Annotated in this window: 20 protein-coding genes and 1 pseudogene; 10 read left to right on the forward strand and 11 right to left on the reverse strand. The window is 32.3% G+C overall.

What is annotated here, in order from left to right; all coding sequences use genetic code 11:
• Nucleotide 1 precedes the first annotated feature (1 nt).
• From tsaE to aroB, 3 genes are all read left to right on the forward strand, one after another.
• Entirely contained in the window at nucleotides 2-409 is a 408-nt protein-coding gene (tsaE, locus tag NG655_RS05560; RefSeq protein ID WP_252158346.1) for a tRNA (adenosine(37)-N6)-threonylcarbamoyltransferase complex ATPase subunit type 1 TsaE, read from the forward strand.
• Between the two features lie 31 nt (nucleotides 410-440).
• Nucleotides 441-809 (forward strand): hypothetical protein, encoded by a 369-nt coding sequence (locus tag NG655_RS05565; protein WP_252158347.1) that lies wholly within the window; start codon nucleotides 441-443, stop codon nucleotides 807-809.
• 133 nt (nucleotides 810-942) lie between these two features.
• On the forward strand, nucleotides 943-2,010 hold the full coding sequence (gene aroB, locus NG655_RS05570; protein WP_252158348.1) for a 3-dehydroquinate synthase: 1,068 nt from the start codon (nucleotides 943-945) through the stop codon (nucleotides 2,008-2,010).
• Nucleotides 2,011-2,013: 3 nt separating this feature from the next.
• Here the strand turns inward: aroB and NG655_RS05575 are convergent, their stop codons facing one another.
• The 3 genes from NG655_RS05575 to NG655_RS05585 are packed head-to-tail and all read right to left on the reverse strand — an operon-like array spanning nucleotide 2,014 to nucleotide 6,274.
• Nucleotides 2,014-4,602, reverse strand: coding sequence for a phosphoenolpyruvate carboxylase (locus NG655_RS05575; RefSeq protein ID WP_252158349.1), 2,589 nt, complete (start codon nucleotides 4,600-4,602; stop codon nucleotides 2,014-2,016).
• Nucleotides 4,603-4,619: 17 nt separating this feature from the next.
• The gene (locus tag NG655_RS05580; RefSeq protein WP_252158350.1) at nucleotides 4,620-5,099 is read right to left on the reverse strand and encodes an Lrp/AsnC family transcriptional regulator; all 480 of its coding nucleotides are present in this window, start codon (nucleotides 5,097-5,099) and stop codon (nucleotides 4,620-4,622) included.
• A 59-nt stretch (nucleotides 5,100-5,158) separates the two neighbouring features.
• On the reverse strand, nucleotides 5,159-6,274 hold the full coding sequence (locus tag NG655_RS05585) for a M14 family metallopeptidase (RefSeq protein WP_252158351.1): 1,116 nt from the start codon (nucleotides 6,272-6,274) through the stop codon (nucleotides 5,159-5,161).
• A gap of 253 nt (nucleotides 6,275-6,527) precedes the next feature.
• On the opposite strand from NG655_RS05585, the gene NG655_RS05590 reads away from it, so the two are divergent.
• Genes NG655_RS05590 through NG655_RS05600 form a run of 3 tightly spaced genes read left to right on the forward strand, consistent with a single transcriptional unit; the run spans nucleotide 6,528 to nucleotide 8,105 of the window.
• Nucleotides 6,528-6,938, forward strand: coding sequence for a helix-turn-helix domain-containing protein (locus NG655_RS05590; protein ID WP_252158352.1), 411 nt, complete (start codon nucleotides 6,528-6,530; stop codon nucleotides 6,936-6,938).
• A gap of 18 nt (nucleotides 6,939-6,956) precedes the next feature.
• A complete protein-coding gene (locus NG655_RS05595) occupies nucleotides 6,957-7,334 on the forward strand; it encodes a DNA topoisomerase IV (protein ID WP_252158353.1) in 378 nt (125 codons plus the stop codon).
• Nucleotides 7,335-8,105: a TerC family protein gene (locus NG655_RS05600; RefSeq protein ID WP_252158354.1), complete on the forward strand. Its 771-nt coding sequence runs from the start codon at nucleotides 7,335-7,337 to the stop codon at nucleotides 8,103-8,105. It begins immediately after the preceding gene.
• Here the strand turns inward: NG655_RS05600 and NG655_RS05605 are convergent.
• The 4 genes from NG655_RS05605 to NG655_RS05620 all read right to left on the reverse strand — a co-directional run bounded on the left by NG655_RS05605 (nucleotide 8,102) and on the right by NG655_RS05620 (nucleotide 14,608).
• Nucleotides 8,102-10,696, reverse strand: a complete 2,595-nt coding sequence (locus tag NG655_RS05605) for a DNA gyrase/topoisomerase IV subunit A (RefSeq protein ID WP_252158355.1) — start codon at nucleotides 10,694-10,696, stop codon at nucleotides 8,102-8,104. The genes NG655_RS05600 and NG655_RS05605 overlap by 4 nt on opposite strands.
• Nucleotides 10,697-10,698: 2 nt before the next feature.
• On the reverse strand, nucleotides 10,699-12,558 hold the full coding sequence (locus NG655_RS05610) for a DNA topoisomerase IV subunit B (RefSeq protein WP_252158356.1): 1,860 nt from the start codon (nucleotides 12,556-12,558) through the stop codon (nucleotides 10,699-10,701).
• Between the two features lie 139 nt (nucleotides 12,559-12,697).
• Nucleotides 12,698-13,645, reverse strand: a complete 948-nt coding sequence (locus NG655_RS05615; RefSeq protein WP_252158357.1) for a phosphoribosylaminoimidazolesuccinocarboxamide synthase — start codon at nucleotides 13,643-13,645, stop codon at nucleotides 12,698-12,700.
• Nucleotides 13,646-13,654: 9 nt separating this feature from the next.
• Nucleotides 13,655-14,608 (reverse strand): PhoH family protein, encoded by a 954-nt coding sequence (locus tag NG655_RS05620; RefSeq protein WP_252158358.1) that lies wholly within the window; start codon nucleotides 14,606-14,608, stop codon nucleotides 13,655-13,657.
• Between the two features lie 102 nt (nucleotides 14,609-14,710).
• Between NG655_RS05620 and NG655_RS05625 the strand changes: the two genes are divergently transcribed.
• From NG655_RS05625 to dnaN, 4 genes are all read left to right on the forward strand, one after another.
• Nucleotides 14,711-15,541 (forward strand): SAM hydrolase/SAM-dependent halogenase family protein, encoded by an 831-nt coding sequence (locus tag NG655_RS05625; RefSeq protein ID WP_252158359.1) that lies wholly within the window; start codon nucleotides 14,711-14,713, stop codon nucleotides 15,539-15,541.
• Between the two features lies 1 nt (nucleotide 15,542).
• Nucleotides 15,543-16,274, forward strand: coding sequence for an ABC transporter permease subunit (locus NG655_RS05630; protein ID WP_252158360.1), 732 nt, complete (start codon nucleotides 15,543-15,545; stop codon nucleotides 16,272-16,274).
• The gene (gene gldG, locus NG655_RS05635) at nucleotides 16,274-17,935 is read left to right on the forward strand and encodes a gliding motility-associated ABC transporter substrate-binding protein GldG (RefSeq protein WP_252158361.1); all 1,662 of its coding nucleotides are present in this window, start codon (nucleotides 16,274-16,276) and stop codon (nucleotides 17,933-17,935) included. Before NG655_RS05630 ends, gldG begins: the two co-directional genes overlap by 1 nt.
• Nucleotides 17,936-18,001: 66 nt before the next feature.
• Nucleotides 18,002-19,120 (forward strand): DNA polymerase III subunit beta, encoded by a 1,119-nt coding sequence (dnaN, locus tag NG655_RS05640; RefSeq protein WP_252158362.1) that lies wholly within the window; start codon nucleotides 18,002-18,004, stop codon nucleotides 19,118-19,120.
• 75 nt (nucleotides 19,121-19,195) lie between these two features.
• Here dnaN and NG655_RS05645 read toward each other — a convergent pair.
• The 4 genes and pseudogenes from NG655_RS05645 to NG655_RS05660 form a co-directional block, all read right to left on the reverse strand.
• A pseudogene (locus NG655_RS05645) lies at nucleotides 19,196-20,445 on the reverse strand (aminotransferase class I/II-fold pyridoxal phosphate-dependent enzyme).
• Between the two features lie 23 nt (nucleotides 20,446-20,468).
• Nucleotides 20,469-21,509: a cysteate synthase gene (locus NG655_RS05650; protein ID WP_252158363.1), complete on the reverse strand. Its 1,041-nt coding sequence runs from the start codon at nucleotides 21,507-21,509 to the stop codon at nucleotides 20,469-20,471.
• Nucleotides 21,510-21,530: 21 nt separating this feature from the next.
• Nucleotides 21,531-23,582, reverse strand: a complete 2,052-nt coding sequence (locus tag NG655_RS05655) for a S9 family peptidase (protein ID WP_252158364.1) — start codon at nucleotides 23,580-23,582, stop codon at nucleotides 21,531-21,533.
• An 87-nt stretch (nucleotides 23,583-23,669) separates the two neighbouring features.
• Entirely contained in the window at nucleotides 23,670-24,707 is a 1,038-nt protein-coding gene (locus tag NG655_RS05660) for a threonine aldolase family protein (RefSeq protein ID WP_252158365.1), read from the reverse strand.
• Nucleotides 24,708-24,715: the final 8 nt, after the last annotated feature.

Below are 24,715 nucleotides of genomic sequence, written 5' to 3' on the forward strand. Positions count from 1 at the left end.
AATGAGACAGAGTTTTACATTAGAAAACCTTGGTGCCTTAGCTAAAGAAATTAAGTCCAAACTAAAACATACTGTTTTAGTTTTTGAAGGGTCAATGGGAGTTGGGAAAACTACATTAATTCATGCATTGTGTAAAGAATTAGAGATTTTAGATACTGTTAGCAGCCCTACTTTTTCTTTAATTAATGAATATAAAACAAAAAACGGCAAAAGTATTTATCACTTTGATTGTTACCGATTAGAAACAGAAGAGGAAGCTTTTGATTTTGGAGCTGAAGAATATATTGATTCTGGTAGTTTGTGTTTAATAGAATGGCCTGATAGAATTTCTAGTCTTTTACCTTCTAAATATCATCGTGTTAAACTAGATCATGTTAACCAAAATACTAGAATAATAGACTTTATTTAGTCCAATAATATTATTTATAAAATAATTAATAATGAGTTTTCTTAAAAGATTAGGGTATTATTTAGGTGGATTTTCAATTGGTTTAGTTTTTCTATTTTATTTTTTAGATGGAAAAAAAACAGAATTTAACTACAGTCCAGATGCGAGAGTATTGAATAATTTGTCTAAGAAAGAATGGATCTACAAATCGGGGGTTTCTCAAAGTTTACAACTAGATTCTTTAACTGTAGCAGAAATAATTAGACGAGGTGATATTGATTTTGGATTGAGCGATACAAAAAGAGACAGCTGCAGATTGTATTTAGTTGAAACTAAAATTGGTATTAAAGAATATAATTTAGAAGTGGAAAATTGTAACAAAAAGGTAAAAGTACTTTCAGTTGAAATTTTAAATGAATAAAACAAAAAAAGCAGCTGAAAAAAATTGAACTGCTCTTTCATAAATAATAATAGTGTTTTATTAATTTAGAGCTCTACAAACATAGACAATTAATTAACACAAACAACATAATCAACTATAAAAACATAAATCAATGAAATCCATTACTGCAAAGGGCTACAACGTTGAATTCTCTGAAAAACAGTATACTATATTAAATGATTTTATAGTTGTAAAGGATTATTCTTCTATTTTTATTCTTGTTGATGAAAATACGGAGCATAATTGTCTTCCTATTTTTCTAAGTAATTTCTCAAATGAATTAAATATTGAAATTATCTCTATTGTAGCCGGAGAAGAAAATAAACATATTGAAACCTGCTTAGGTGTATGGGAAGCGCTATCTGAACTTGGAGCAGATCGTAAAAGCCTGCTGATTAACTTAGGAGGTGGAGTTGTTACCGATCTTGGTGGGTTTGTTGCTTCTACTTTTAAAAGAGGTATTGACTTTATTAACATCCCTACTACTCTACTATCCATGGTAGATGCTTCTGTTGGAGGAAAAACAGGTGTTGACTTAGGAGTACTCAAAAATCAGGTTGGTGTAATTATAAACCCTAAGATGGTTTTAGTAGATCAGCACTACTTGAAAACATTACCTGCTGAAGAATACAGAAGTGGTTATGCTGAAATGCTAAAACACGGATTAATAGAAGATGAAGCATATTGGAAAACACTTTCTAACTTTAAAAACATATCTACTGAAGAGATCGCGAGCTTTATTCATCATTCTGTAAATATTAAAAACAATGTTGTTCTTGAAGACCCTTACGAACATGGATTAAGAAAGATATTGAACTTTGGACACACATTGGGGCATGCGATAGAGTCTTATTGTTTAACAAACGAAAACAAGAAAACCCTACTTCACGGAGAAGCTATTGCCATTGGGATGATTTTAGAAGCTTTTTTGGCTAAAGAACTTACTCAATTAAGTAGCGAGGAATGCGATGAAATAAAAACAGTCTTCAATTCAATTTATCCAGTAGTTAAATTCTCACCTAAAGAGATTAATGAGATTATCGAACTTCTTCAATACGATAAGAAAAACAGTCACGGAAAAATAAAATTTGTTCTTTTGGAATCAATTGGCAAAGCAATTATAGACATAGAAGTTTCTAATGAACTACTATTGTCTTCCTTCGAATATTACAGCAAGTAGAAATTAACAGGAATTTCTACTTGCATTAATGTTTCCAAATAAAGATCGAGTTACTAATTTTTCATAAATTTCTAATTGATCTTCATTAAGGTCTTTAGATTCTTTAAGTTCATGAATAGAACTCAATGCATATTGTTGAATTGTCAATAAGGGCTGAACTATAGCTTCACGCATTTCAATGGAATGCTTCCCTGCGGGCTGATCTTCCATTAATTCTGTATATCCAGTTAATCTCAATAACATTTCTTTAGTCAAGAGATATTCATCATGTATGATATTCCAAAATTCACCATATTCTTTATCTTTTCCAATATGAGCGGTAAGTTTAAAGAAAGACTTCGTTAAACTCATCATACTATTTGCAATTAAAGTTCTAAAGAACGCTGAATTTTCATATAACGAAGAAACTTTATCGAATTCGCCTAGATCGTCAAATGTCTTGATTGCTGTACCTACCCCATAGAAACCAGGAACATTTTGCTTAGATTGACTCCAACTACCTACAAAGGGTATAGCTCTTAAGTCAGAAAAATTAAGTTCTTTAGAATTTCCTCTTTTTGAAGGTCTACTTCCAATATTTGTTTTGGAATAGTACTGTAACGTACTCATATTTTCTAGATATGGGACGAATTTTGAATGAGATTTAAAATCACTATAAGATTGATAACTAATGTCTGCAAGTTTTTGCATGGTTTCTCTATCCTTATCAGCTAAATGGTTGTTGTCATTTTTAAAGACCTGATTCGAAATTCCAGAACTTAATAGTTGTTCAAAATTAAACTGACTTGAATCTAAAGTTCCGAAATTAGAACTAATTGTTTGTCCCTGAACAGTTAACTGAATATCATCTGCTTTTATACGATCTCCCATGGAAGCATAGAATTGATGAGTATTTCCACCACCACGTGCAGGTGGTCCTCCTCTACCGTCAAAAAATGCAACAGCTACACCAAAGTCATTAGAAACGTCAGAAAGCTCCTCTTTGGCTTTATAAATACTCCAGTTTGCCATGAAATATCCCCCATCTTTTGTACCATCCGAAAAACCAAGCATAATGGTTTGCTTCATGTTTCGAGTTTTAAGGTGTTCACTATAAACTGGATTCGTATATAGGTTATGCATTATTTCTTGGGAAACTTGTAAATCATCTACAGTTTCAAATAATGGAATTAAATCAACTGTAGGCTTTTCCCAACCACATATTCTGTGAAGAGCAAATAGTTGAAGCATATTTTCTATACTCTGACAGTTACTAATAATGTATCTGTGACATCCTCTCTCTCCATTACTTTCTTGAATTGACTTCATGGCATATATAGACCCAAGGGTATGTTTTACTATGTCGTCTTCAAAAATATCAGCAGGTACATTACCCGTTAATTTAGGTAATATCAATAAACGCTCTTTTAAACTTAAATCCAAGTAATTTTCGGGTAACCCAGTGATATAATCTTGAATTTTTGGGTGTGAAACGATCGTTTCAAAAACTTTATTATGAACTCTTGAATCCTGTCGGATATCAAGTGATGCAAAATGAAATCCAAATAATTTAACTTTATTTCTTAGATCTACGATTTCGTTAACATATATGCTCTGATGACGTGTTCTTAAAATCGACTCAATTTGATTTAACTCATCTATGACATAATCAGCATCAATTTGTGTAATTTTAGAGGGATGAAAAAGCGTATTGTATAGTTTAGATTCTAAATCTGTAATCATCTGATCAACTTGGTCAAATGTTATTTTTCTTTTCAACATCCTTAGATCTCTGTAGTAGTTTCTCAGAATGTTAAAACGTAGTTTTTTAGCTGTTTCTAAAGTTATTTCGGGAGTAACAAATGGATTTCCATCTCTATCACCACCTGGCCAGAAACCAAAATCAAAAATTGAGTTATCAATAGTCTTCCCTTCAAAAATATGCTGTTCTAAATAATTATAAATAACGGAGGCTGATTTATAAAAGACATTCTCTAGAAACCACATCAAACTAACAGCTTCATCTAAAGGAGAAGGTTTAGTTTTATTAAAGAAACGAGTCTTTCCAAGTTGAGTTAGTAAAATATTGATTTTCTCTAAATCATCATTTTTTAATGCCTCTGAAAGATCAGTAATAATTCCTAAAACAGGTCCTGGATAAAATTGAGTTGGATGTGCTGTGAGCACTATTCTTACTTTAAATCTATTCAAATACTCTTTAAGCTCAGTGAAATTATTATTGGTTTTAGCAACTTCTTTAATATAACGAAGCGTCCCTCTACCGTGCATGTTATTTACATAAGAAAAACCAGCATCTTCAATAGCATCAAATAACACAATTTGTCTTTCGATGTACTTTAGAAAACTAAATAAAAGATCGTGTTTATTTTGACCTTCCATTCCTTGAGCAAAATTTTTGAAAAACTGGTTTACAATTTCTTTTGGCGAAAGATCTGCTTGATATCCTTTTGCACAAAAATCAGAAAACAAAGGTAATAGTAACGAGGTTTGAGGAATTGAATCGAATGGTAATTTTAAAAAAAGGCTGTTGTAAATTTCAAATTTTGATACAACGTAATCGTTAAACCTCTCTGCTTTTGTCTTTCTTGCCATGGTGTATTGGAGTTATTCTATAATTCGTTAAAAATGGTATGCATCAATCGTTTTTTATCATTGATACTTTCCTCCAGAGATATCATTGTCTCTGTTCTTAGTATCCCAGGGATGTCATCAATCATGAAAATAATATCTTTTGCATGCTTCGTGTCTCGAGCTCTAACCTTGCAGAAAATATTAAATTTTCCAGTAGTAATGTGAGCAACTGTTACGAAAGGTATATTTTTTAAATCCTCCAGAGCTTTCTGTGTCATATTATTTTTCTCAAGAAAAATTCCAACATAGGCAATGAAAGAATATCCAAGTTTTTCATAATCAACATTCAGTGATGAACCCTTTATGATTCCTGCATCTTCCATTTTTTTGACTCGAACATGAACTGTTCCAGCAGAAATAAGAAGTTTTTTTGAAATATCGGTAAATGGAACTCGAGTATTGTCAATTAAAATATCTAAAATTTGGTGATCGACTTCGTCTAGCTTAAATTTTGGCATATCATTATTTTTAATAATTATAGCAAAATTAATGAAAACACTATCAATTCTATATAGAATTAAGGGATTTGATGAAAATTTAACAAAGAAATGGTTTTTGTTAAATTTGAAATTAAATCTTCTTCACTCTCAAAAATTAAATCCTTAAACACCTTATGTTCTTGAAAATCAATTTTTTGAAGTCCTTTTAATTCCTTCGAGAAAGAATCTATTTGAGGAATAAATTTAACATGATCTTCAAATTTCTCCTCTTTAAATTGAAATATAAAAGTCTGTAATAAATTCGAATTGCTACTTAAAGAAGTGTTTACATTACAAAGTTCGACATCTCTAAGATTTTTATAGTTCTCCGGGATATCAAAATACGAATCAATTGGAAAAGATTTCAGCGTATCTGAAGCAATAACTTCACACATGGATATAATTGATTTAAAAATCATTTGACGCGCAACTGTTCTCCCGTAATCGTTTTTATAATGACCAGCCTCAAAAAGAATCGTAGGTGTGTTTTTGGAAGTAAAGTAATCTCCAACACAATTAATATTAAAACCGTCATCATAACGTCCTACTGCTTCAGGGATAAATTCTTGAATGGTATTATTAGCGGCTACTATTAAGCGCATCGCATCTTTTCTAGCTGAGGTAATAGATCTTTCGGCGTCTGCAGAAGGAGCTAAAAAAGAAACAGTGGCAGGTATATGAGTATCTCCTGCGCTAAAAATAGTGCGTTGACCATGAAGGTTAAAGCAATAATCTGGTGAAAATTCATCAAAAACAGTTCGAAGTAATTGACTTTCTGGTTGACTGAGCTCAACAGCATCTCGGTTTAGGTCGATATTATTAGCGTTTTGTCTAGTATATTCATGAGAACCGTCAGGGTTTAACTGTGGAATCATATAAAAAGTACATGAACTTAATAAATATGAAGCCTCTGGAGTGTTTAAATAAGCCCAAAAATCAATAAGAGACTTAGTTGTTGTAGATTCATTTCCGTGCATCTGAGACCACATCAGTACCTTTTTTGGACCAGTTCCTATGTGAGCGGAATAAATAGATCTTCCTTGAACTGAAGTACCAATAGTCTTAACCAGGTAAAATAAATCATTCTCTTCAAGGTATTTTTTTAATGTAGCCGGAGTCAATAAACGATTCTCGTTTAAATCTATTTTTTTCATGTGTACAAATGTAAACACAAATAGGTTTACAATGTTAAACAGTAAAAGGTTACAATTGTATCTCTATTGTTTTACAAACGTCAACATTTTAACCACGAGTAAGCGTGTTTTATTGAAATTAATAATATTTAAATTGCTAATCAGTGATTTATGGTTATTTAATGAAGTAATAGTTTAATAATATTGGGCTTCATTTGTATAATTTCGTTTAATAAAATTCTTTATATTGCATTGAATTAAACAGATAGTTACAATGTTAAACTACGAAGGGATTGTTTTACGGATCAAAAAAATTATTGAAAATAATGAGTTAAATGCAGCAAGTTTTGCAGAGAAAATCGGAGTACAACGCTCTGGTATTTCTCATATTTTGTCTGGAAGAAATAAACCAAGCCTTGAATTTCTTTCAAAAATTCAACACACATTTAAAGAAGTAGAATATGATTGGCTTCTTTTAGGTATAGAAAACTCAAAAAAAGAAGCTCCTACTCTATTTTCAGAAAAAATAGAACCACAAGTACAATCTGATTCTATAATTGATGATGGATCTATTAAAAAGCAAATTGAGCCTCTCTCACAAAATTTAGACGATGCACAAGAAATAAATAAAATTATTTTCATCTATACAGATGGTAGCTTTAAGATAATTGACAAAAAATATTAGTATTTTTGTAAAAAAAACATGAGAATATTCTTAACGCTAGCCGTATTTATTTTTCTAAGCTCATGTTATACTAACGAAAGGTCTTGCGACCAGTTTCATACAGGTACTTTTGAATTTAATACTATTGTTGGTGATAAAATGCTTCGGTCAACTTTCAAGAGAGATGAGTTATATGAAGTTGAGACTTTTGAAGGAAAAATAGATTCTGCTAGGATTCGATGGATTAATCCTTGCGAATGTATTTTAACAAAACTACATCCTACTTCTAACCAAGACAAAAGACCACTTTCGATTAAAATTCTTACTACTAAAAATAATCAATATGAATTTGAGTATTCTTTAGTAGGAGACAACAAAAATAAAAAACGAGGAACCGTAACCAAATTAAATAATTAAATGGATTTTATCTTTAGTTCAGAGGCTATCAGTGCTTTGATAACCCTCACTTTTCTTGAAATCGTATTGGGAATTGATAATTTACTTTTCATTTCAATTATAACACAAAAACTAGCATTAAACCAACAAAAACTGGCTTCTAATATTGGATTATTTCTCGCAATGTTACTTAGGATTGTTTTATTATTTGGGATTAGTGTTGTTGTCCAAATGCAAAGTTCATTTATTTCCATTAATAACTCTTGGTTAAAAACCGAAATCAATGGACAAGCAATAATACTTGTTCTAGGAGGTTTATTTTTACTATATAAAAGCACGCATGAAATTTTTGAAAAAATTGAGAATGACTCCTCAGATGACAAAAAATCAACTGTCAAAATTTCCTTATCTAAAGCTATAACTCAAATTACAATTTTAAATATTGTGTTTTCTTTTGATTCAATTTTAACAGCTGTTGGAATGACAAATGGAATTCCAAACGCGTTACCTATTATGATTATATCGATACTTGTATCAGTTGGAATCATGATGGTTTTCATGAAATCTGTTTCAGATTTTATACAGAAACATCCTTCACTTCAAATTCTAGGACTATCGTTTCTAATATTAATTGGATTTATGCTTATAACAGAAGGTGCTCATATTTCTCAAACCATAATATTTGATAATGAAGTGGGAACCATACCCAAAGGTTATTTATACTTTGCTATTAGTTTTTCATTAGGAATTGAATTCCTAAATATGAAAATGAAAAAAAAGAAATTGAATTAAAGTTCTAATTTAGTTTGAGTGTCGTTTGAATCAGAATCATTAATTTGATTTGCATCTATAACATCTAAATTTTCTAGAGGTTCTTCTTTAGGTTCTTCATATGGCAATGAATCTGATAAAATAACCTCTTTGATTTTTGTTGTAGTTAATTGATTTCCAATTGCTTTAAAACCTTTAATACTTATAAAGTCTTCAACATTAATAGACTTATTTGGAAGCGGATCTCCACCTCTTGGTTTAACAAATACCAATTCAATCACAGGTCTCCACTCAGAAGAAACAAAAATCAGCTTTGCATTATCTCCAATGAAATTATCTTCTTTATTTTTGTTTTCTATTAAAAATCGCTTGATGAAGTATCGATCTTTTTCAGAGTCAAAATAAACAGCGGTAATCGGTCTCTCTTGAACCCAACGTTCCATTATTAAAGGAATTATATCAAAATGTAAGCTTAAGTCGGGGACTACTGTCTTTGCTACACCTTTCTCATCTACTAGTAAAAGTTTATCATCTCCTCTAAAAGCGCCCAATAAATTTCCTCGTTCATCTACATTCAGCTTTTGTACCGTTGGATCAAACCATATCTTTCTTGGTTTAAGTGTAGAAACTCCTTTTTCTTTGAGCTCAACTCTAAGGATATTGTATTTAGAAACTATGTTCCCTTTAACTCCTCTCCCTTTGATCTGAAGATCAGCAAAATCTAATTCCCATTTTAACTTTTTAACGGTGCCTGTATTCCGTAATAAAACAGTGATGGTTTCAGCTTCTCCATTAGGATTTGCAGAAAAATATAAAATTTCTGATCCTGATTTACCCTGTGTTAAATTATATGGCTTGTCACGAGTAACCCCTGTGACTGCAAACCTTTTTATATAGGAAGTACCGCCTTTACCGTCTTTATAAACTAGGTTGTAAATTGTTCTTTGATCTTTTTTCTTAAATACAGCTGCATAGATAATATCTTTTTCAATAAAGACTTTACTATCTACCTTTACTACCTGCATAATTCCACTCTTAGTAAATACAATGATGTCATCTATATCGGCACAATCACATACATATTCATCTTTCTTGAGCGAAGTTCCAATAAACCCTTCTTCTTTATTGACATAAAGTTTTAAATTTCTTACAACCACCTTTGTAGCGTCAACATCATCAAAAACTCTTATTTCAGACAAACGATCTTTATCTTTGCCGTATTCCTTTTTTAGATGAGTAAAATAGTCAATCGCATACTCAATTAAATTATCGAGATTGTTTCTAACTTCTTTAATTTCACCTTCTAAAGCATCTATTCTTTGTTGTGCTTTATCTATATCAAATTTAGAAATTCTCTTAATTTTAATTTCGGTTAAACGTACTAAATCATCCTCTACAACAGGACGCTTTAATACTTTGACAAATGGTTTTAATCCTTCATCTATAGCGGTTAAGACACCTTCCCAAGTTTCTTGATCTTCGATTAATCTGTAAACTTTATTTTCAATAAAAATACGTTCAAGAGATGCAAAATGCCATTGATTTTCAAGCTCATTCAACTTAACTTCAAGTTCTTTTTTGAGTGTATGAACAGTAGAATCAGTCGAAATACGAAGCATATCAGAAACTCCAATAAAATGTGGTTTATGATCAACAATTACACATCCTAAAGGAGAGATTGAGGTTTCGCAAGCAGTAAATGCATATAGTGCATCAATTGTTTTATCTGGAGAAATTCCAGCTGGTAAATGAATTAAAATTTCAACATTAGCTGCTGTATTGTCTTCAATTTTTTTTATTCTAATTTTACCTTTCTCATTTGCTTTAAGAATTGATTCTATCAAAGAAGAAGTAGTCGTGCTAAAAGGAATTTCTGTAATTACGAGGGTGCTTTTGTCTTGTGCACTAATTTTGGCACGAACACGAACTTTGCCTCCTCGCATTCCATCGTTATAATTCTGTACATCGATTATTCCGCCGGTTTGAAAATCAGGTAATAAGATGAATTTCTTTCCCTTTAAATATGCAATGCTTGCTTGAATTAATTCATTAAAGTTATGTGGTAAAATCTTTGTAGATAAACCTACAGCAATACCCTCTGCACCTTGAGCTAAAAGAAGTGGAAATTTAACAGGTAAGTATACGGGTTCTTTCTTTCGACCATCGTAAGAAAGTTGCCAGTTAGTTACCTTAGGACTGAAAACAACTTCTAATGCAAATTTAGAGAGTCTAGCTTCAATATAACGGGATGCTGCAGCTCGGTCTCCAGTAAGGATATTCCCCCAGTTTCCTTGCATATCAATCATTAGATCTTTTTGACCAATTTGCACCATAGCATCAGCAATACTTGCATCTCCATGGGGATGATACTGCATTGTATGTCCAACGATATTAGCTACCTTGTTATAACGACCATCATCTAAATCTTTCATAGAATGAAGAATACGTCGCTGAACAGGCTTTAATCCATCTGATATGGCAGGAACAGCTCGCTCTAGAATAACATAAGATGCATAATCAAGGAACCAATCCTTGTACATACCCGTTACTTTAATTAAAGTATCTGAAGTTGCAGCACCTGTGTTTTCTTCGTAGAAATGTTTTTCTTCCATAGCTAGTTTGCCGGTTCTGCTAAATCTAACTCTACTTTTAGATTATTAATAATAAATTCTTGACGGTCTTGGGTGTTTTTACCCATATAGAATTGCAGTAATTCTTCTATTGTAGTTGATTTATCTAACATAATTGGATCTAAACGTATGTCTTCTCCTATAAAATGTTTGAATTCGTCAGGAGAAATCTCTCCTAAACCTTTAAATCGAGTTATTTCTTCTTTTCCCTTTAAAGCTGAAATTGCATTGATGCGTTCTTCTTCCGAGTAACAATAAAAAGTTTGCTTCTTATCACGAACACGATATAATGGTGTTTGTAAAATGTATAAATGACCTTCTTTTATAAGCTCCGGAAAAAACTGTAAAAAGAACGTGATTAAAAGAAGACGAATATGCATACCATCAACGTCTGCATCTGTTGCAATTACAATATTGTTGTATCTCAAATCAGCTAAGCTATCTTCGATATTCAGTGCGGCTTGTAATAAGTTAAATTCTTCATTTTCATAAACGATTTTCTTTGTCATACCATAGGTATTCAATGGTTTTCCTCGAAGACTAAAAACAGCTTGAGTGTTTACATCTCGTGACTTTGTAATGGAACCACTAGCAGAGTCTCCCTCGGTTATAAAAATTGTTGAATCTAAACGTCTGTCTTTCTTAAGATCACCTAAATGAACACGACAATCGCGTAATTTCTTGTTATGTAGACTAGCTTTCTTAGCACGATCACGGGCAAGTTTTCGAATCCCAGAAAGTTCCTTGCGTTCCTTTTCAGCTTGCATAATTTTCCGCTGAATTTTCTCTGCAGTTTCTGGGTTTTTATGAAGGTAATTATCTAATTGAGTACCTAAAAAATCATTGATATAAGATCGAACCGTAGGCATCTTCTCCCCCATTTCGGTAGAGCCCAGTTTTGTTTTAGTTTGAGATTCAAAAACAGGTTCCATAACCTTAATACTAACAGCGGCTATAACGGATTTTCTTATATCAGAGGCATCATAATTCTTGCCAAAAAATTCACGAATAGTCTTAACTAAACCTTCTCTAAAAGCAGCTAAATGGGTTCCACCTTGTGTTGTGTTTTGACCGTTTACAAAAGAGTGATATTCTTCGCTATATTGGGTTCTACTGTGTGTTAAAGCGACTTCAATATCGTTTCCTCTAAGATGAATAATCGGATAAAGTAAATCAGTTTCATTAACAAGGTCTTCTAGTAAATCTTTGAGACCATTTTCAGAGTAATATTTTTCACCATTAAAATCTATTGTTAAACCTGGATTAAGATATACATAATTCTTAATCATTTTTACAATGTATTCAGTGCGGTAACGGAAATTCTTAAATATGGAATTGTCTGGCGTAAAGGAGACTTTGGTTCCTTTACGTTTAGAACTTTCTATTGGAGTAGTCTCTTCTATTAGATTCCCTGCTTCAAACGTAGCAGATTTAGTTTGATTATCTCGATTTGATTCTACTTTAAATGAAGAGGAAAGCGCATTTACTGCTTTAGTACCAACTCCATTAAGTCCAACTGATTTTTTAAAAGCACGGGAGTCGTACTTCCCTCCAGTATTCATTTTAGAAACTACATCGACAACTTTTCCTAAAGGAATTCCTCGACCGTAGTCTCTAACACTAACTTCTTGTTCTCTTATAACAATCTCAATGGTCTTTCCAGCACCCATTACAAATTCATCGATACAATTGTCAAGAACTTCTTTAAGAAGGATGTAGATACCATCATCTGGCGAAGAACCATCTCCTAACTTACCAATATACATACCAGGACGCATTCGGATGTGTTCTTTCCAGTCGAGTGATCGTATATTATCTTCAGTATATTGTACGTTTTCTGCCATAAGAGATATCTGCTAATATAATAGTTCCAAACAAAAAGTTGGAATATTGCGCATTAAAAAAATTAACAAAAAACGTTAAGAACTATTAAGTAGTTGTGCAATAATGAGTTTAAACAAAAAAAGATTAAAAAAGTATTCTTTACCTGTTCTCTAAATAGGTTAAAATATTAGTTTCAATTCTATCCTCGATAGTTGATACATCTGCTTTTATAAATTCTTTTCCCGTAATATGTTCGTATAATTCAATGTAACGATCAGAAACTTCTTTGATATATTCATCACTCATTTCAGGAATCTGCTGACCATCAAGCCCTTGAAATCCATTAGTAATAAGCCATTGACGAACAAATTCTTTAGAAAGTTGTTTTTGATTTTCTCCTTTTGCTTGTCGTTCTTCATAACCCTCTTGATAAAAATATCGAGAGGAATCGGGTGTATGGATTTCATCAATCAAAACAATTGTGCCCTCAGAAGTTTTTCCAAATTCATATTTAGTGTCTACTAAAATCAATCCTTTGTCAGCAGCAAGTTTAGTTCCACGTTCAAACAAAGCTTTTGTATATTCTTCTAAAACCATATAGTCCGCTTCAGAAACTATTCCTTGTTTAATTATCTCTTCTCGTGAAATGTCTTCATCATGCCCCTCTTCTGCTTTGGTTGCTGGAGTTATGATCGGTTCAGGAAAACGATCATTTTCTTTCATTCCATCGGGCATAGATACTCCACAGATCAAACGTTTTCCTAATTTATACTCTCGAGCAGCATGTCCAGAAAGATAACCTCGTATTACCATTTCAACTTTAAAAGGATCGCATTTTTTACCTATTGCAACTGAAGGGTCTGGTGTAGCTTCTAACCAATTTGGAACTATATCTTTGGTTGCATCCATCATGTGGGTAGCAATCTGATTTAATATTTGTCCTTTGTAGGGTATTCCTTTGGGCATTACGACATCAAATGCTGATAGTTTATCTGTTGCAATCATAACCAACAAATCGTTATCAAGACTAATTACTTCTCGAACTTTACCAATATATTTAGATTGTTGACCAGGAAGTGAAAAAGAGGATGCTAAAAGTGTATTCATTTTTACGTATTAATTTGTGTGCTCTATATTTTTATAAGCTTCTATTACTTTTCTAACTAATTTGTGACGAATAACGTCTTTATCATCTAAATAAATCATTCCAATACCTTCTGTTTCTTTTAATACAAGCAAGGCTTCTTTTAAACCAGAAATTATTCTTCTAGGAAGATCAATTTGCCCAGGATCACCCGTAATGATAAATTTTGCATGAGTACCCATTCGCGTTAAAAACATTTTCATTTGAGCATGAGTCGTGTTTTGAGCTTCATCTAAAATTACGAAAGCATGGTCAAGAGTTCTACCTCGCATAAAAGCAAGGGGAGCAATCTGTATGGTTCCTTTTTCAATATAAGAACTTAAACGTTCGGCTGGAATCATATCTCTTAACGCATCGTAGAGAGGCTGCATATACGGGTCTAGTTTTTCTTTCATGTCGCCGGGTAAAAAACCTAAATTTTCTCCTGCCTCGACTGCTGGACGAGTTAGAATGATACGTTTAACTTGCTTTTCTTTAAGAGCTTTGACAGCTAAAGCAACAGAGGTATATGTTTTACCTGTTCCTGCTGGACCAACTGCAAAAAGCATATCATTTTTTTTGCTTAATTGAACCAAACGCTGCTGGTTTATGGTCTGAGCTTTTATTGTTCTTCCGCCCACTCCATGTACAATAAATGAATCTTTATCGTCGATGGTTTCAATTCCTTTAGACGGATCTGCGGTTAATATATTTTCTAGAGTGGCTTGGTCTAATTTGTTATACTTTCTAAAATGACTAATCAATAAGTCGATTCGCATTTCAAATTCATCTAAAACAGCTTCTTCTCCAAAAGCTTTTAGTTTACTCCCTCTAGCAACAATTTTGAGTTTTGGAAAATACGATCGTAAAAGTTCTACATTAGAATTTTGATCACCAAAAAGCTCTCTTGGATTTACATCTTGTAACTGAATTTCTATCTCATTCAAAAGCACAGAAGTTTTAAGGTTATATTATAATTAGGATTTGTAAATTTGTAATTCAAAATTACAGATTTAGTTTAAATAACTTTTAAAATATATAACTTCTTTATGTCAATAGTAAGCCTGACTACCGATTTTGGACTAAAGGATTACTTTGTAGCCGCAATTAAAGCTGAATTATATGTAGAAATAGCAGATGTTAATATAATAGACATTACCCATCAAGTAAGTCCTTTTAACCACACCGAAGCTGCATATATTCTTAAAAATGCCTGCAAAGCTTTCCCTAAAGGTAGTATACATATTATTGGTGTAGACTCTGAATTTTCTCCTGAGAACTCACATATTGTAATGCTTTTAGATGGTCATTACTTTATTGGAGCTAACAATGGAGTTCTTTCTTTGATTAAAGAAGATCGAATACCGGATCAAATTGTAGAGATCAATATCCATAATAACATCACTTCTTCTTTTCCTGTCTTAGATGTATTTATTAAAGTTGCTGGACATATTTCTAGAAAAGGAAATTTAGCAGTTATTGGTAAGCCCATAAATTCAATAAAAGAAGTAACAGACGTTAGACCTGTTATTAACTCAGCTGAAAATCAAATCCTTGGAAGTGTTATATATATTGACAATTTTGGAAATGTTATAACTAATATCACTAAAAAGATTTTTAAAGAATATCAAAAAGGGAGATCTTTTGTTATTTCTGCAAGGCATGAAAAATTTGATGTAATTTATAATTCCTATACAGAAGCAATTAACTTTAATATACCAAAAGAAAATAGAGATGAGGACGGAAAAAAAATTGCACTTTTTAATGCGGCAGGACACTTAGAACTTTCAATCTATAAAAGTAATCCACATACTATTGGTAGTGCAAATAGTTTATTTGGTTTAGAATTCAGGGATACCATAACGATTAAATTCTATTAATATGTGGGCATTAGTTAAAAGAGAATTGTTATCGTTTTTTACAACACCACTGGGTTATATTATTTTAGGTGTATTTTTTATTGTAAACGGTTTATTACTTTGGATTTTTGATAATGGGTTTAATATTATAGATTCTGGTTTTGCAGATTTAAATTTATACTTTGAATTAATGCCTTGGCTCTTTTTATTTCTTATTCCCGCAATTGGAATGAAATCATTTTCTGAGGAAATTAAATCTGGGACAATTTCATTACTATTTTCAAAACCAATTTCATTATGGGAATTAATTTTAGGTAAATTTCTCGGAATATTGTCATTAGTTAGCTCCAGCTTATTAACCTCTTTTATTTACTTATATGCTATTTTAAATTTAAAACTTGAAACGGATGTTTTTGATTGGGGAGCTTTTTGGGGATCCTTTATTGGGTTAATTGCCTTAATATCAGTGTTCATTTCAATTACTATAGTCAGTTCTTGTTTTTTTAAAAATCAGGTACTATCCTTTCTTATTGCTGTTTTAATTTCCTTTTTTCATTACTATGGATGGAGTGAAATTGCTCTTTATTTCACTAATAATTCTTTGTATTTATTTACTGATGCTATCGGTATTCGTTCTCATTACAATCAAATGAGTAAGGGTATTATCGACTCCAAAGATTTAATTTATTTCGCTGGTCAGCTTTTCTTATTCTTATTCATTGCAGTTAATCAACTAAAAAAAATAAAGCAATAATGAAAAACAATATTTCTTTTAGAATATTAATCGTTTGTATTACAATTTTAGTAATTCAATTAATTGCTTCATCCTACTCTTTCCGTGTCGATCTTACTGCAGACCAACGATATTCTTTGTCAGAATCTACAAAAGATTTTATAAAATCAGTTGAACAGCCTCTTCGAATTGATGTGTTTTTAAGCGGGAAATTACCACAAGATTACCAACGTTTGAGAACTGAGACTGAAGTTCTACTTCAAAGTCTTGAGTCTGTAAACGATCGGTTTTATTTTGAATTTATTGATCCCTTTGAAGGTTCAGAAAATACAGATCAATTATTTGAAGAAATGAGTGGTTATGGATTAGACCCTGAATTAGTTGTTCAGCGTGAAAACCAAGCTGTAGAGCAATCCTACGTATTTCCTTGGATGATGATTAGTTATGAAGGAAAATCTGTTCGAGTTCCTTTGCTTCAAAAAAATTTAGGAGACACACAAGAACAAAGAATTCTTCAGTCAATTCAACAATTAGAATATGCTGTTGTAGACGGGATCTTTAAAATTTTATTGAAAAAGAAAAAGAAGATAGCGGTTTTAAGCTCACATAATACTTCTGAAGATATCTTAATTACAAATTTTCTTCAAGACCTTCTACCTTATTATAATCTAGCCGCATTTGACTTAAAAGCATTCCCTAAAAATCCATCAAAAACACTTGAAAACTTAAATCGTTTTGACTTATTTTTAGTTTCTAACCCAAAGGAACGTTTTTCAAATTCAGAGAAATTTATATTAGATCAATACACTCAGCAAGGAGGAAACAGCTTGTATTTAATAGACCCTGTTCGTATAGATAAGGATAGTTTGTTTTCAATAGCTGGAAAAACAGTTAGTTATGGGAACGAATTAGACCTAGATGAATTGTTTTTTAAATACGGATTTAGACTTCGCAAAGAATTAGTAAAAGACCTTTATAGTGCTCCAATTGTCCTTGCTCATGGAAATCAAAACAATTCTCAGTACAACCCATATCCTTGGACCTATCATCCACTTTCAAAACCAAATCAAGCTCATCCAATTGGCTCTGCAGTTGGTTCTGTTTTTTTCAGATTCGGAAGCCCTATTGATGTATTAAAAACAGACTTAAAAACTACTGAACTAATAAAATCTTCCCCCTTAAGTAAAATCGAAAGAATTCCCTCAATTATATCTATTTCTGAAGCCACACAACCAATAAAACCAGCTACTTTTAACGATACTAGTCAAACACTGGGCTTATTACTAGAAGGTAGTTTTAGCTCGTTGTACACAAATAGAATAAAACCATTTAAAGTAGATGTGAAGGAAAATAAACCTGCAAGAATGGCGATTTTTGCTGATGGAAATCTTATTGAAAATCAAATTGACAAAGGTCAACCACTAGAATTAGGCTATGATAAATGGACCAATAATTTTTACAGTAACAAACAATTTTTCAAGAATACGGTACACTATCTAATTGGTGAAAATAAATTTTTAGATTTAAGAACTAAAGAAGTCAAAATAGCAATGATTGATTCCGAAATTGAACAAGGAAAGGTTCAATATTGGCTTTATTTTTCTGTCATAGCTCCTCTTTTCATACTCTTGATAATCGGCTTTATTTTCAATAGATATCGTTTAAAAAGTTATCGTCAATAAGTGTTAATAAGTTTCTTTCCATTTTAAAATCATTTAAAATATCTTTGAATAAAACCTACCCAAAATATGAAATTCATTGTATCAAGTAATCAACTGCTTAAACAACTACAAATTCTTGGTGGAGTTATAAATAACTCAAATACATTACCAATACTAGATAATTTTTTATTTGAGTTACAAACTGATCGTTTAACTCTCACAGCTTCTGATTTAGAGACTAGTATGTCTTCAAGCATTTCTGTAGAGTCAGATTCAAGTGGAACAATAGCTCTTCCTGCGCGTTTACTATTAGATACGCTTAAAACCTTTCCTGAACAACCCTTAACTTTTGTGGTTCTAGAAAATAATACGGTGGAGATAAATGCAAATAATGGAAAATATGCTCTTGCCTTTGTATCGGGTGATGAATTTCCAAAAGCGATTCACATCAAAGATCCAAGCAAAACAGTTCTCATGGCTGATATTCTTGCTACAGCTATCAATGCAACTTTATTTGCTTCAGGAAATGATGATCTCAGGCCTGTAATGAGTGGTGTCTTTTTTCAATTTTCAACTGAATCCTTAACATTTGTTGCCACGGACGCACACAAACTTGTGAAATATTCACGTACTGACCTTAAAGCAGATAGTACAGCTGAATTTATTATGCCAAAAAAGGCACTTCAAATCTTAAAAGGAATTTTATTAGGAAGTGAGGAGGATATTACTATTGAATACAACGACACAAATGCACAATTCACTTTTGGAAACACTACTTTAAGTTGCCGCTTAATTGAAGGTAAATACCCTAACTACGAAGCTGTAATTCCTAAGGAAAACCCGAATGTAATGACTGTCTCACGAGAGCCATTCTTAAACTCACTCCGACGTGTTAGTATCTTCTCGAATAAAACAACACATCAAATTAGATTAAAAATTGCGGGTGCTGAATTAAATATTTCAGCAGAAGATTTTGATTTCAGTAATAAAGCTGAAGAACGTTTAAACTGTCAATATCAAGGAGATGATTTACAAATTGGGTTTAATTCTAGATTCATCATTGAAATGCTAAACAACCTTTCAGTTGACGAAATTTCTTTAGCAATGTCTTTACCTAATCGAGCTGGAATAATAACACCAATAGACGGAACAGAGGAGGGAGAACAAGTTACAATGCTTGTTATGCCAGTAATGCTTAACGATTAAGTGTTAAAATAACTAATAACAAAAGCCGTTTAAGTAAATTTAAACGGCTTTTTTTATTTTATAAAATTAAAGTATTTAAGAAGCTTTAATTCCTGCTGACATGCGTTTGTATATTCCACCATCTAAACGCTCTCTTATAGCGTCGAAAGCGTCTAAGGTAAGTGAAACATCCTCAAGCGTATGTGAAGTGGTAGGAATAAGCCTAAGAAGTATAATTCCTTTGGGTATCACCGGATAAACTACAATAGAGCAAAATACATTATGATTTTCTCTGAGGTCTTTTACCAAAACCATAGCTTCAGGAATGCTACCCTTTAAATAAACGGGAGTAACACAACTTTGTGTAGATCCAATATCAAAACCTCGAGTTTTTAATCGGATTGAAGTGCGTTCACATTTTCCCAAAGTTTATCTTTTAACTCAGGCATATTACGTAGCATTTCTAAGCGTTTTAATGCTCCAGAGACGAGAACTGATTGTAATGATTTTGCAAACATTTGAGAACGCATATTATACTTCATAAAGTCAATAATCTCTTTATCGGCGGCAATAAAAGCACCTGTAGAAGCCATTGACTTTGCAAATGTTGCAAAATAAACATCTATTTCATCTTGAACTCCCTGCTCTTCTCCGGCTCCAGCTCCAGTTTTCCCTAAGGTACCGAAACCATGAGCATCGTCTACTAAAAAGCGAAAACTATATTTTGATTTTAAAGCTACTATTTCTTTTAAACGACCTTGTTCACCACGCATCCCAAAAACACCTTCTGAAATCACTAGAATTCCTCCTCCAGTTTTTTCAGCTATTTTCGTAGCTCGTTCTAGGTTTACTTCTAAACTTTCAATATCATTATGCTTATAAGTAAATCTTTTCCCAGGATGTAGACGAACCCCGTCTATAATACAAGCATGAGCATCTACATCATATACGATCACGTCATTTTTAGAAACTAATGTATCAATTGTAGATAAAATCCCTTGATAACCAAAGTTTAAAACATAGGCAGCTTCTTTATTCACAAAATCTGCTAATTCTTTTTCTAATTGTTCGTGTAGATCTGTGTGACCAGACATCATTCTAGCTCCCATAGGATAAGCAGAACCGTATTCAGTAGCAGCTTCTGCATCAACTTTGCGTACTTCAGGATGGTTTGCGAGTCCTAAATAATCATTCACACTCCAGGTTATGACCTCTTTTCCTTTGAATTTCATTCTATTTGAAATAGGTCCTTCTAGTTTTGGAAAAACAAAATAACCTTCAGCAACAGAAGCCCATTTCCCTAGAGGTCCTTTATTGGCGGTAATTCTATCAAATAAATCGTTTATCATATTATAAAATGTAAATGTTGTTATTTTATGTATTCAATCTTTTTTGGGTTTTTTATGTGATCATTATCAAAAAAACCTTGTTCATTCATCCATTGATCAGAATAAATTTTGCTCATATAACGAGAGCCATGATCTGGAAAAATTGCAACTACATTACTCTTTTCATCAAAAATATTATTTTCATGAAGTTGTTTTATAGCTTGAAAAACGGCTCCGCAGGTGTAGCCTACAAACATACCTTCGGTTAGCGAAATTTCTCTTGCTGTGTGAGCACTAGCCTCATCAGTTACTTTTTCAAATAAATCAATTATTTCAAAGTTAGTTGAACTTGGAATCATATTCTTGCCAATCCCTTCAATTCTGTATGGATAAATCTCATCTAGATCTAATTCTTGAGTCTCGTGATACTTTTTTAATACTGAACCGTAAGCATCGACTGCAATAACCTGTATATCCGGATTTTGTTCCTTTAAAAACTTCCCACTACCTGAAATAGTTCCCCCTGTTCCGCTGCAAGCAACTAAATGGGTAATTTGACCATTGGTTTGATTCCATATTTCTGGCCCGGTAGTTTTATAATGAGCAAGTGCGTTTAATTCATTGAAATATTGGTTTATATAAATTGAATTTGCAGTTTCTTTCTGTAAACGTTTTGCAACTTCGTAGTAAGAACGAGGATCATCTGCTTTAACATTTGCCGGACAAACATAAACCTCTGCTCCCATAGCCCGTAACATATTAATCTTATCCTGTGATGATTTTGAGCTCACAGCCAAAATACATTTATATCCTTTTATTAATGAAACCATTGCGAGGCTAAAACCTGTATTACCAGAGGTTGTTTCAATAATAACACTGTCTTTATTGATCAATCCTTTTTTTTCGGCTTCTTCAATTATAAATAGTGCAATTCTATCCTTATTAGAATGTCCTGGGTTTGAACCTTCCCATTTTGCATAAAAGGATCCAGATAGGTCTTTTGCTATTTTACCAAGCTTAATAAGTGGGGTGTTTCCTATTAGACTCAGGATATTATCTGAATATTTAAATTTATTTTTCATAGGTTTTTGAATTAGAAATAATCAAATTTGGTTCTCTAAATCAAGTATAAAAGCATATTTCTTTGCGGTTTCATGAAGCGCATCAAATCTTCCTGATGCTCCACCATGACCAGCTTGCATATTCGTGTCTAAATATAATTGTTTTTTATTTGTCTTTAAATCTCTTAGCCTTGCTACCCATTTAGCAGGCTCCCAATATTGAACTTGAGAGTCATGTAATCCTGTGGTTACAAGTATATTTGGATAATCTTGTGCTACAACATTGTCATAAGGAGAATATGATTTTATATAATCATAGTATTCTTTATCGTTTGGGTTCCCCCATTCGTCATACTCCGATGTGGTTAATGGAATCGTTTCATCTAACATCGTTGTCACCACATCTACAAACGGGACTGCACTAATAACTCCATTGTAAAGTTCAGGGGCATCATTAACAATTACTCCCATCAACAAACCTCCTGCTGAACCGCCATACGCATATAAGTGATCTGGAGAGGTATATCCTTCCTTTATTAAAAACTTAGAACAGCTTATAAAATCTGAAAAAGTATTTTTCTTTTTAAATAACTTCCCGTCTTCATACCAATTTCTTCCCATATATTCTCCCCCTCGAACATGCGCAATTGCAAATACAAAACCACGGTCTAATAAACTCAACCTTGTAGTTGAGAAATTAGGATCTATAGTAGAACCATAAGACCCATAGGCATATTGAAGAATTGGAGTGCTTGGTCTTAAGTTAGTTTTCTTATGGTACACAATAGAAATTGGTACTTTTACACCATCGTCTGCAGTTGCCCAAAGTCGCTTTGAAACATAATTTTCTTTATTAAAATCACCCAAAACCTCTTGCTCTTTAAGAATAAACTTTTCTCCTGTTTCCATATCATATTCTAATACAGAAGATGGATTTGTTAGAGAATTGAATACATATCTGAGTTTTGTTGTATTAAAATCTACATTTGTTGAGGTGTACAAGGTATAGGTTTCTCCATCTACAGGTAAATAAAAATCTTTTGTTCCATCCCAAGATTGAATTCTAATTCTAGAAAGTCCATTTTCTCTTTCTGTTAGAACCATATATTCATTAAAAATCTCAAGGTCTTCCAACAAAACCGATGATCTGTGAGGAATAAAATCTTTCCAGTTGGAACGATCCGTTTTGTTAACCGGAGTTTTCATTACTTTATAGTTATAAGCATCATCAGCATTTGTAAAAACATAGAAAAAATCATTGTAATGAGAAATACTATACTCTAACCCCCTTTCTCGTTTATGTATATACTTAAAATCACTCGATGGCTCATCTGACTTTATATATTGAAACTCAGTAGTCAGTGTACTATAGGAAGAAATAAAAATATATTCCTCGGATTTAGAATCCATTACATAAACACTAAAAGTATCGTCTTTTTCTTCATAAACTAGGGTTCTAGTATCAGATCCTGAATTAATATCATGCTTATATATAGCTTCTGACCTAAGGGTTTGTGTATTTTTTTGGGTGTAAAACAAAGTTGCATTATCCTTTGCCCACACACTTCCACCCGTAGTATTTTCAATAGAAGTTGATAAAAATTCACCTGTTACTAAATCTTTAACCTTCATGGTGTATAATCTTCTCGAAACTGTATCGATAGAAAAAGCTGCTTTAGTGTTATCGGGACTTATACTTATTCCCACTAATCGGAAATAATCGTGTCCTTTTGCCATTTCATTACAATCAAAAAGTATTTCTTCGTTTGCTTCTAAATTTTCTTTTTTTCTAGTATATATTGGATATTCTTTTCCAATTTCATAACGGCTAATGTACCAATAGCCATTGTAGAAATAAGGTGCAGAGCTGTCATCTTCCTTTATTCTAGATTTCATTTCATCAAAAAGACTATTTTGAAAAACCTTTGTATGAGCAGTAGACTTTGAGTAATAGTCATTTTCTCGTTCTAAATAATCAATAACTTCTGGATTATCTCTCTGATTTAACCAAAAATATTCATCAATCCGTATGTCATTATGTTTATTATGTTGATGTTCTTTTTTTTCAACCTTAGGAGGGTAAAGATCGTTCATAGGGATTGAATTCTGATTCGTTTTTGAGATTGAACGAAAATAACACCAAAAATTAAAATTATGACCGTTTTGGATGTTATTTTTAATTTAAAGTTCACGTTCTAAGTTTATTTTGTTTAAGGTTTCTAAAACATATTCATGTTGTAGTTGAGTATAGTCTCTATGGGTTACCATTCTATGTTTTCCTTGACCCATAGATATATATCGAATATTGAAATCATTTAATTTGTTATTAAATTCATTAATATCTATTGATTTCTGAAGATTAAAGATCACAATGTTAGTATCTACTGGTTCTACCTTTTCAATAAAGTATGAGGCTTCTAAAATTGCTTTTAACTCTTTTGCTTTTCGGTGATCTTCTTCTAATGAATTCCATTGATTATCAATTGCGTAACTCGCTGCTTCTGCTAAGAAACCTGCTTGTCGCATTCCACCACCTAAAACTTTACGTACCCTAAGTGCCGAATGTATATCTTTTTTACTTCCTATCAATGCCGAGCCAACAGGAGCACCCAATCCCTTGCTAAAACATACCGATAATGTATCAAATAAATGCCCGTAATCTTTAGGGTTTTGTTTAGAGGCTATAAGTGCATTCCATATTCGAGCCCCATCCAAATGAAGTGCAAGTTTATGTTCATTACATACGGTTCTAATTTTTCCTATCTCTTTTATGTCATAAAAGGCTCCACCCCCTTTATTTGTTGTGTTTTCAAGACAAACTAAAGTAGTTAAAGGGGAATGATAAAAATCTGGAGGATTGATTTTAGAAGCTACTTGACTAGCTGAAATTCGACCTCGATCTCCTTCCACTAAAGCACAAGAAACTCCACTGTTAAAACTAACTCCCCCTCCTTCATAATTATACACATGGGCATAATGATCGCAAATTAATTGTTCTCCTGGGTTGGTATGAATTTTTATTGCGGTTTGATTAGCCATTGTTCCGGAAGGAAAAAATAAGGCAGCTTCTTTACCAAATAACTGGGCTACTTTTTCTTCTAATGCATTAACAGAAGGATCTTCTTTAAACACATCATCTCCGACTTTAGCTTTGAGCATAGTATCTAACATACCCTCAGAAGGAACGGTAACCGTATCACTAATTAAATTTACTTCCACAATTTTTT

It is taken from the genome of Candidatus Arcticimaribacter forsetii (assembly GCF_910589745.1).
Lineage (GTDB): Bacteria > Bacteroidota > Bacteroidia > Flavobacteriales > Flavobacteriaceae > Arcticimaribacter > Arcticimaribacter forsetii.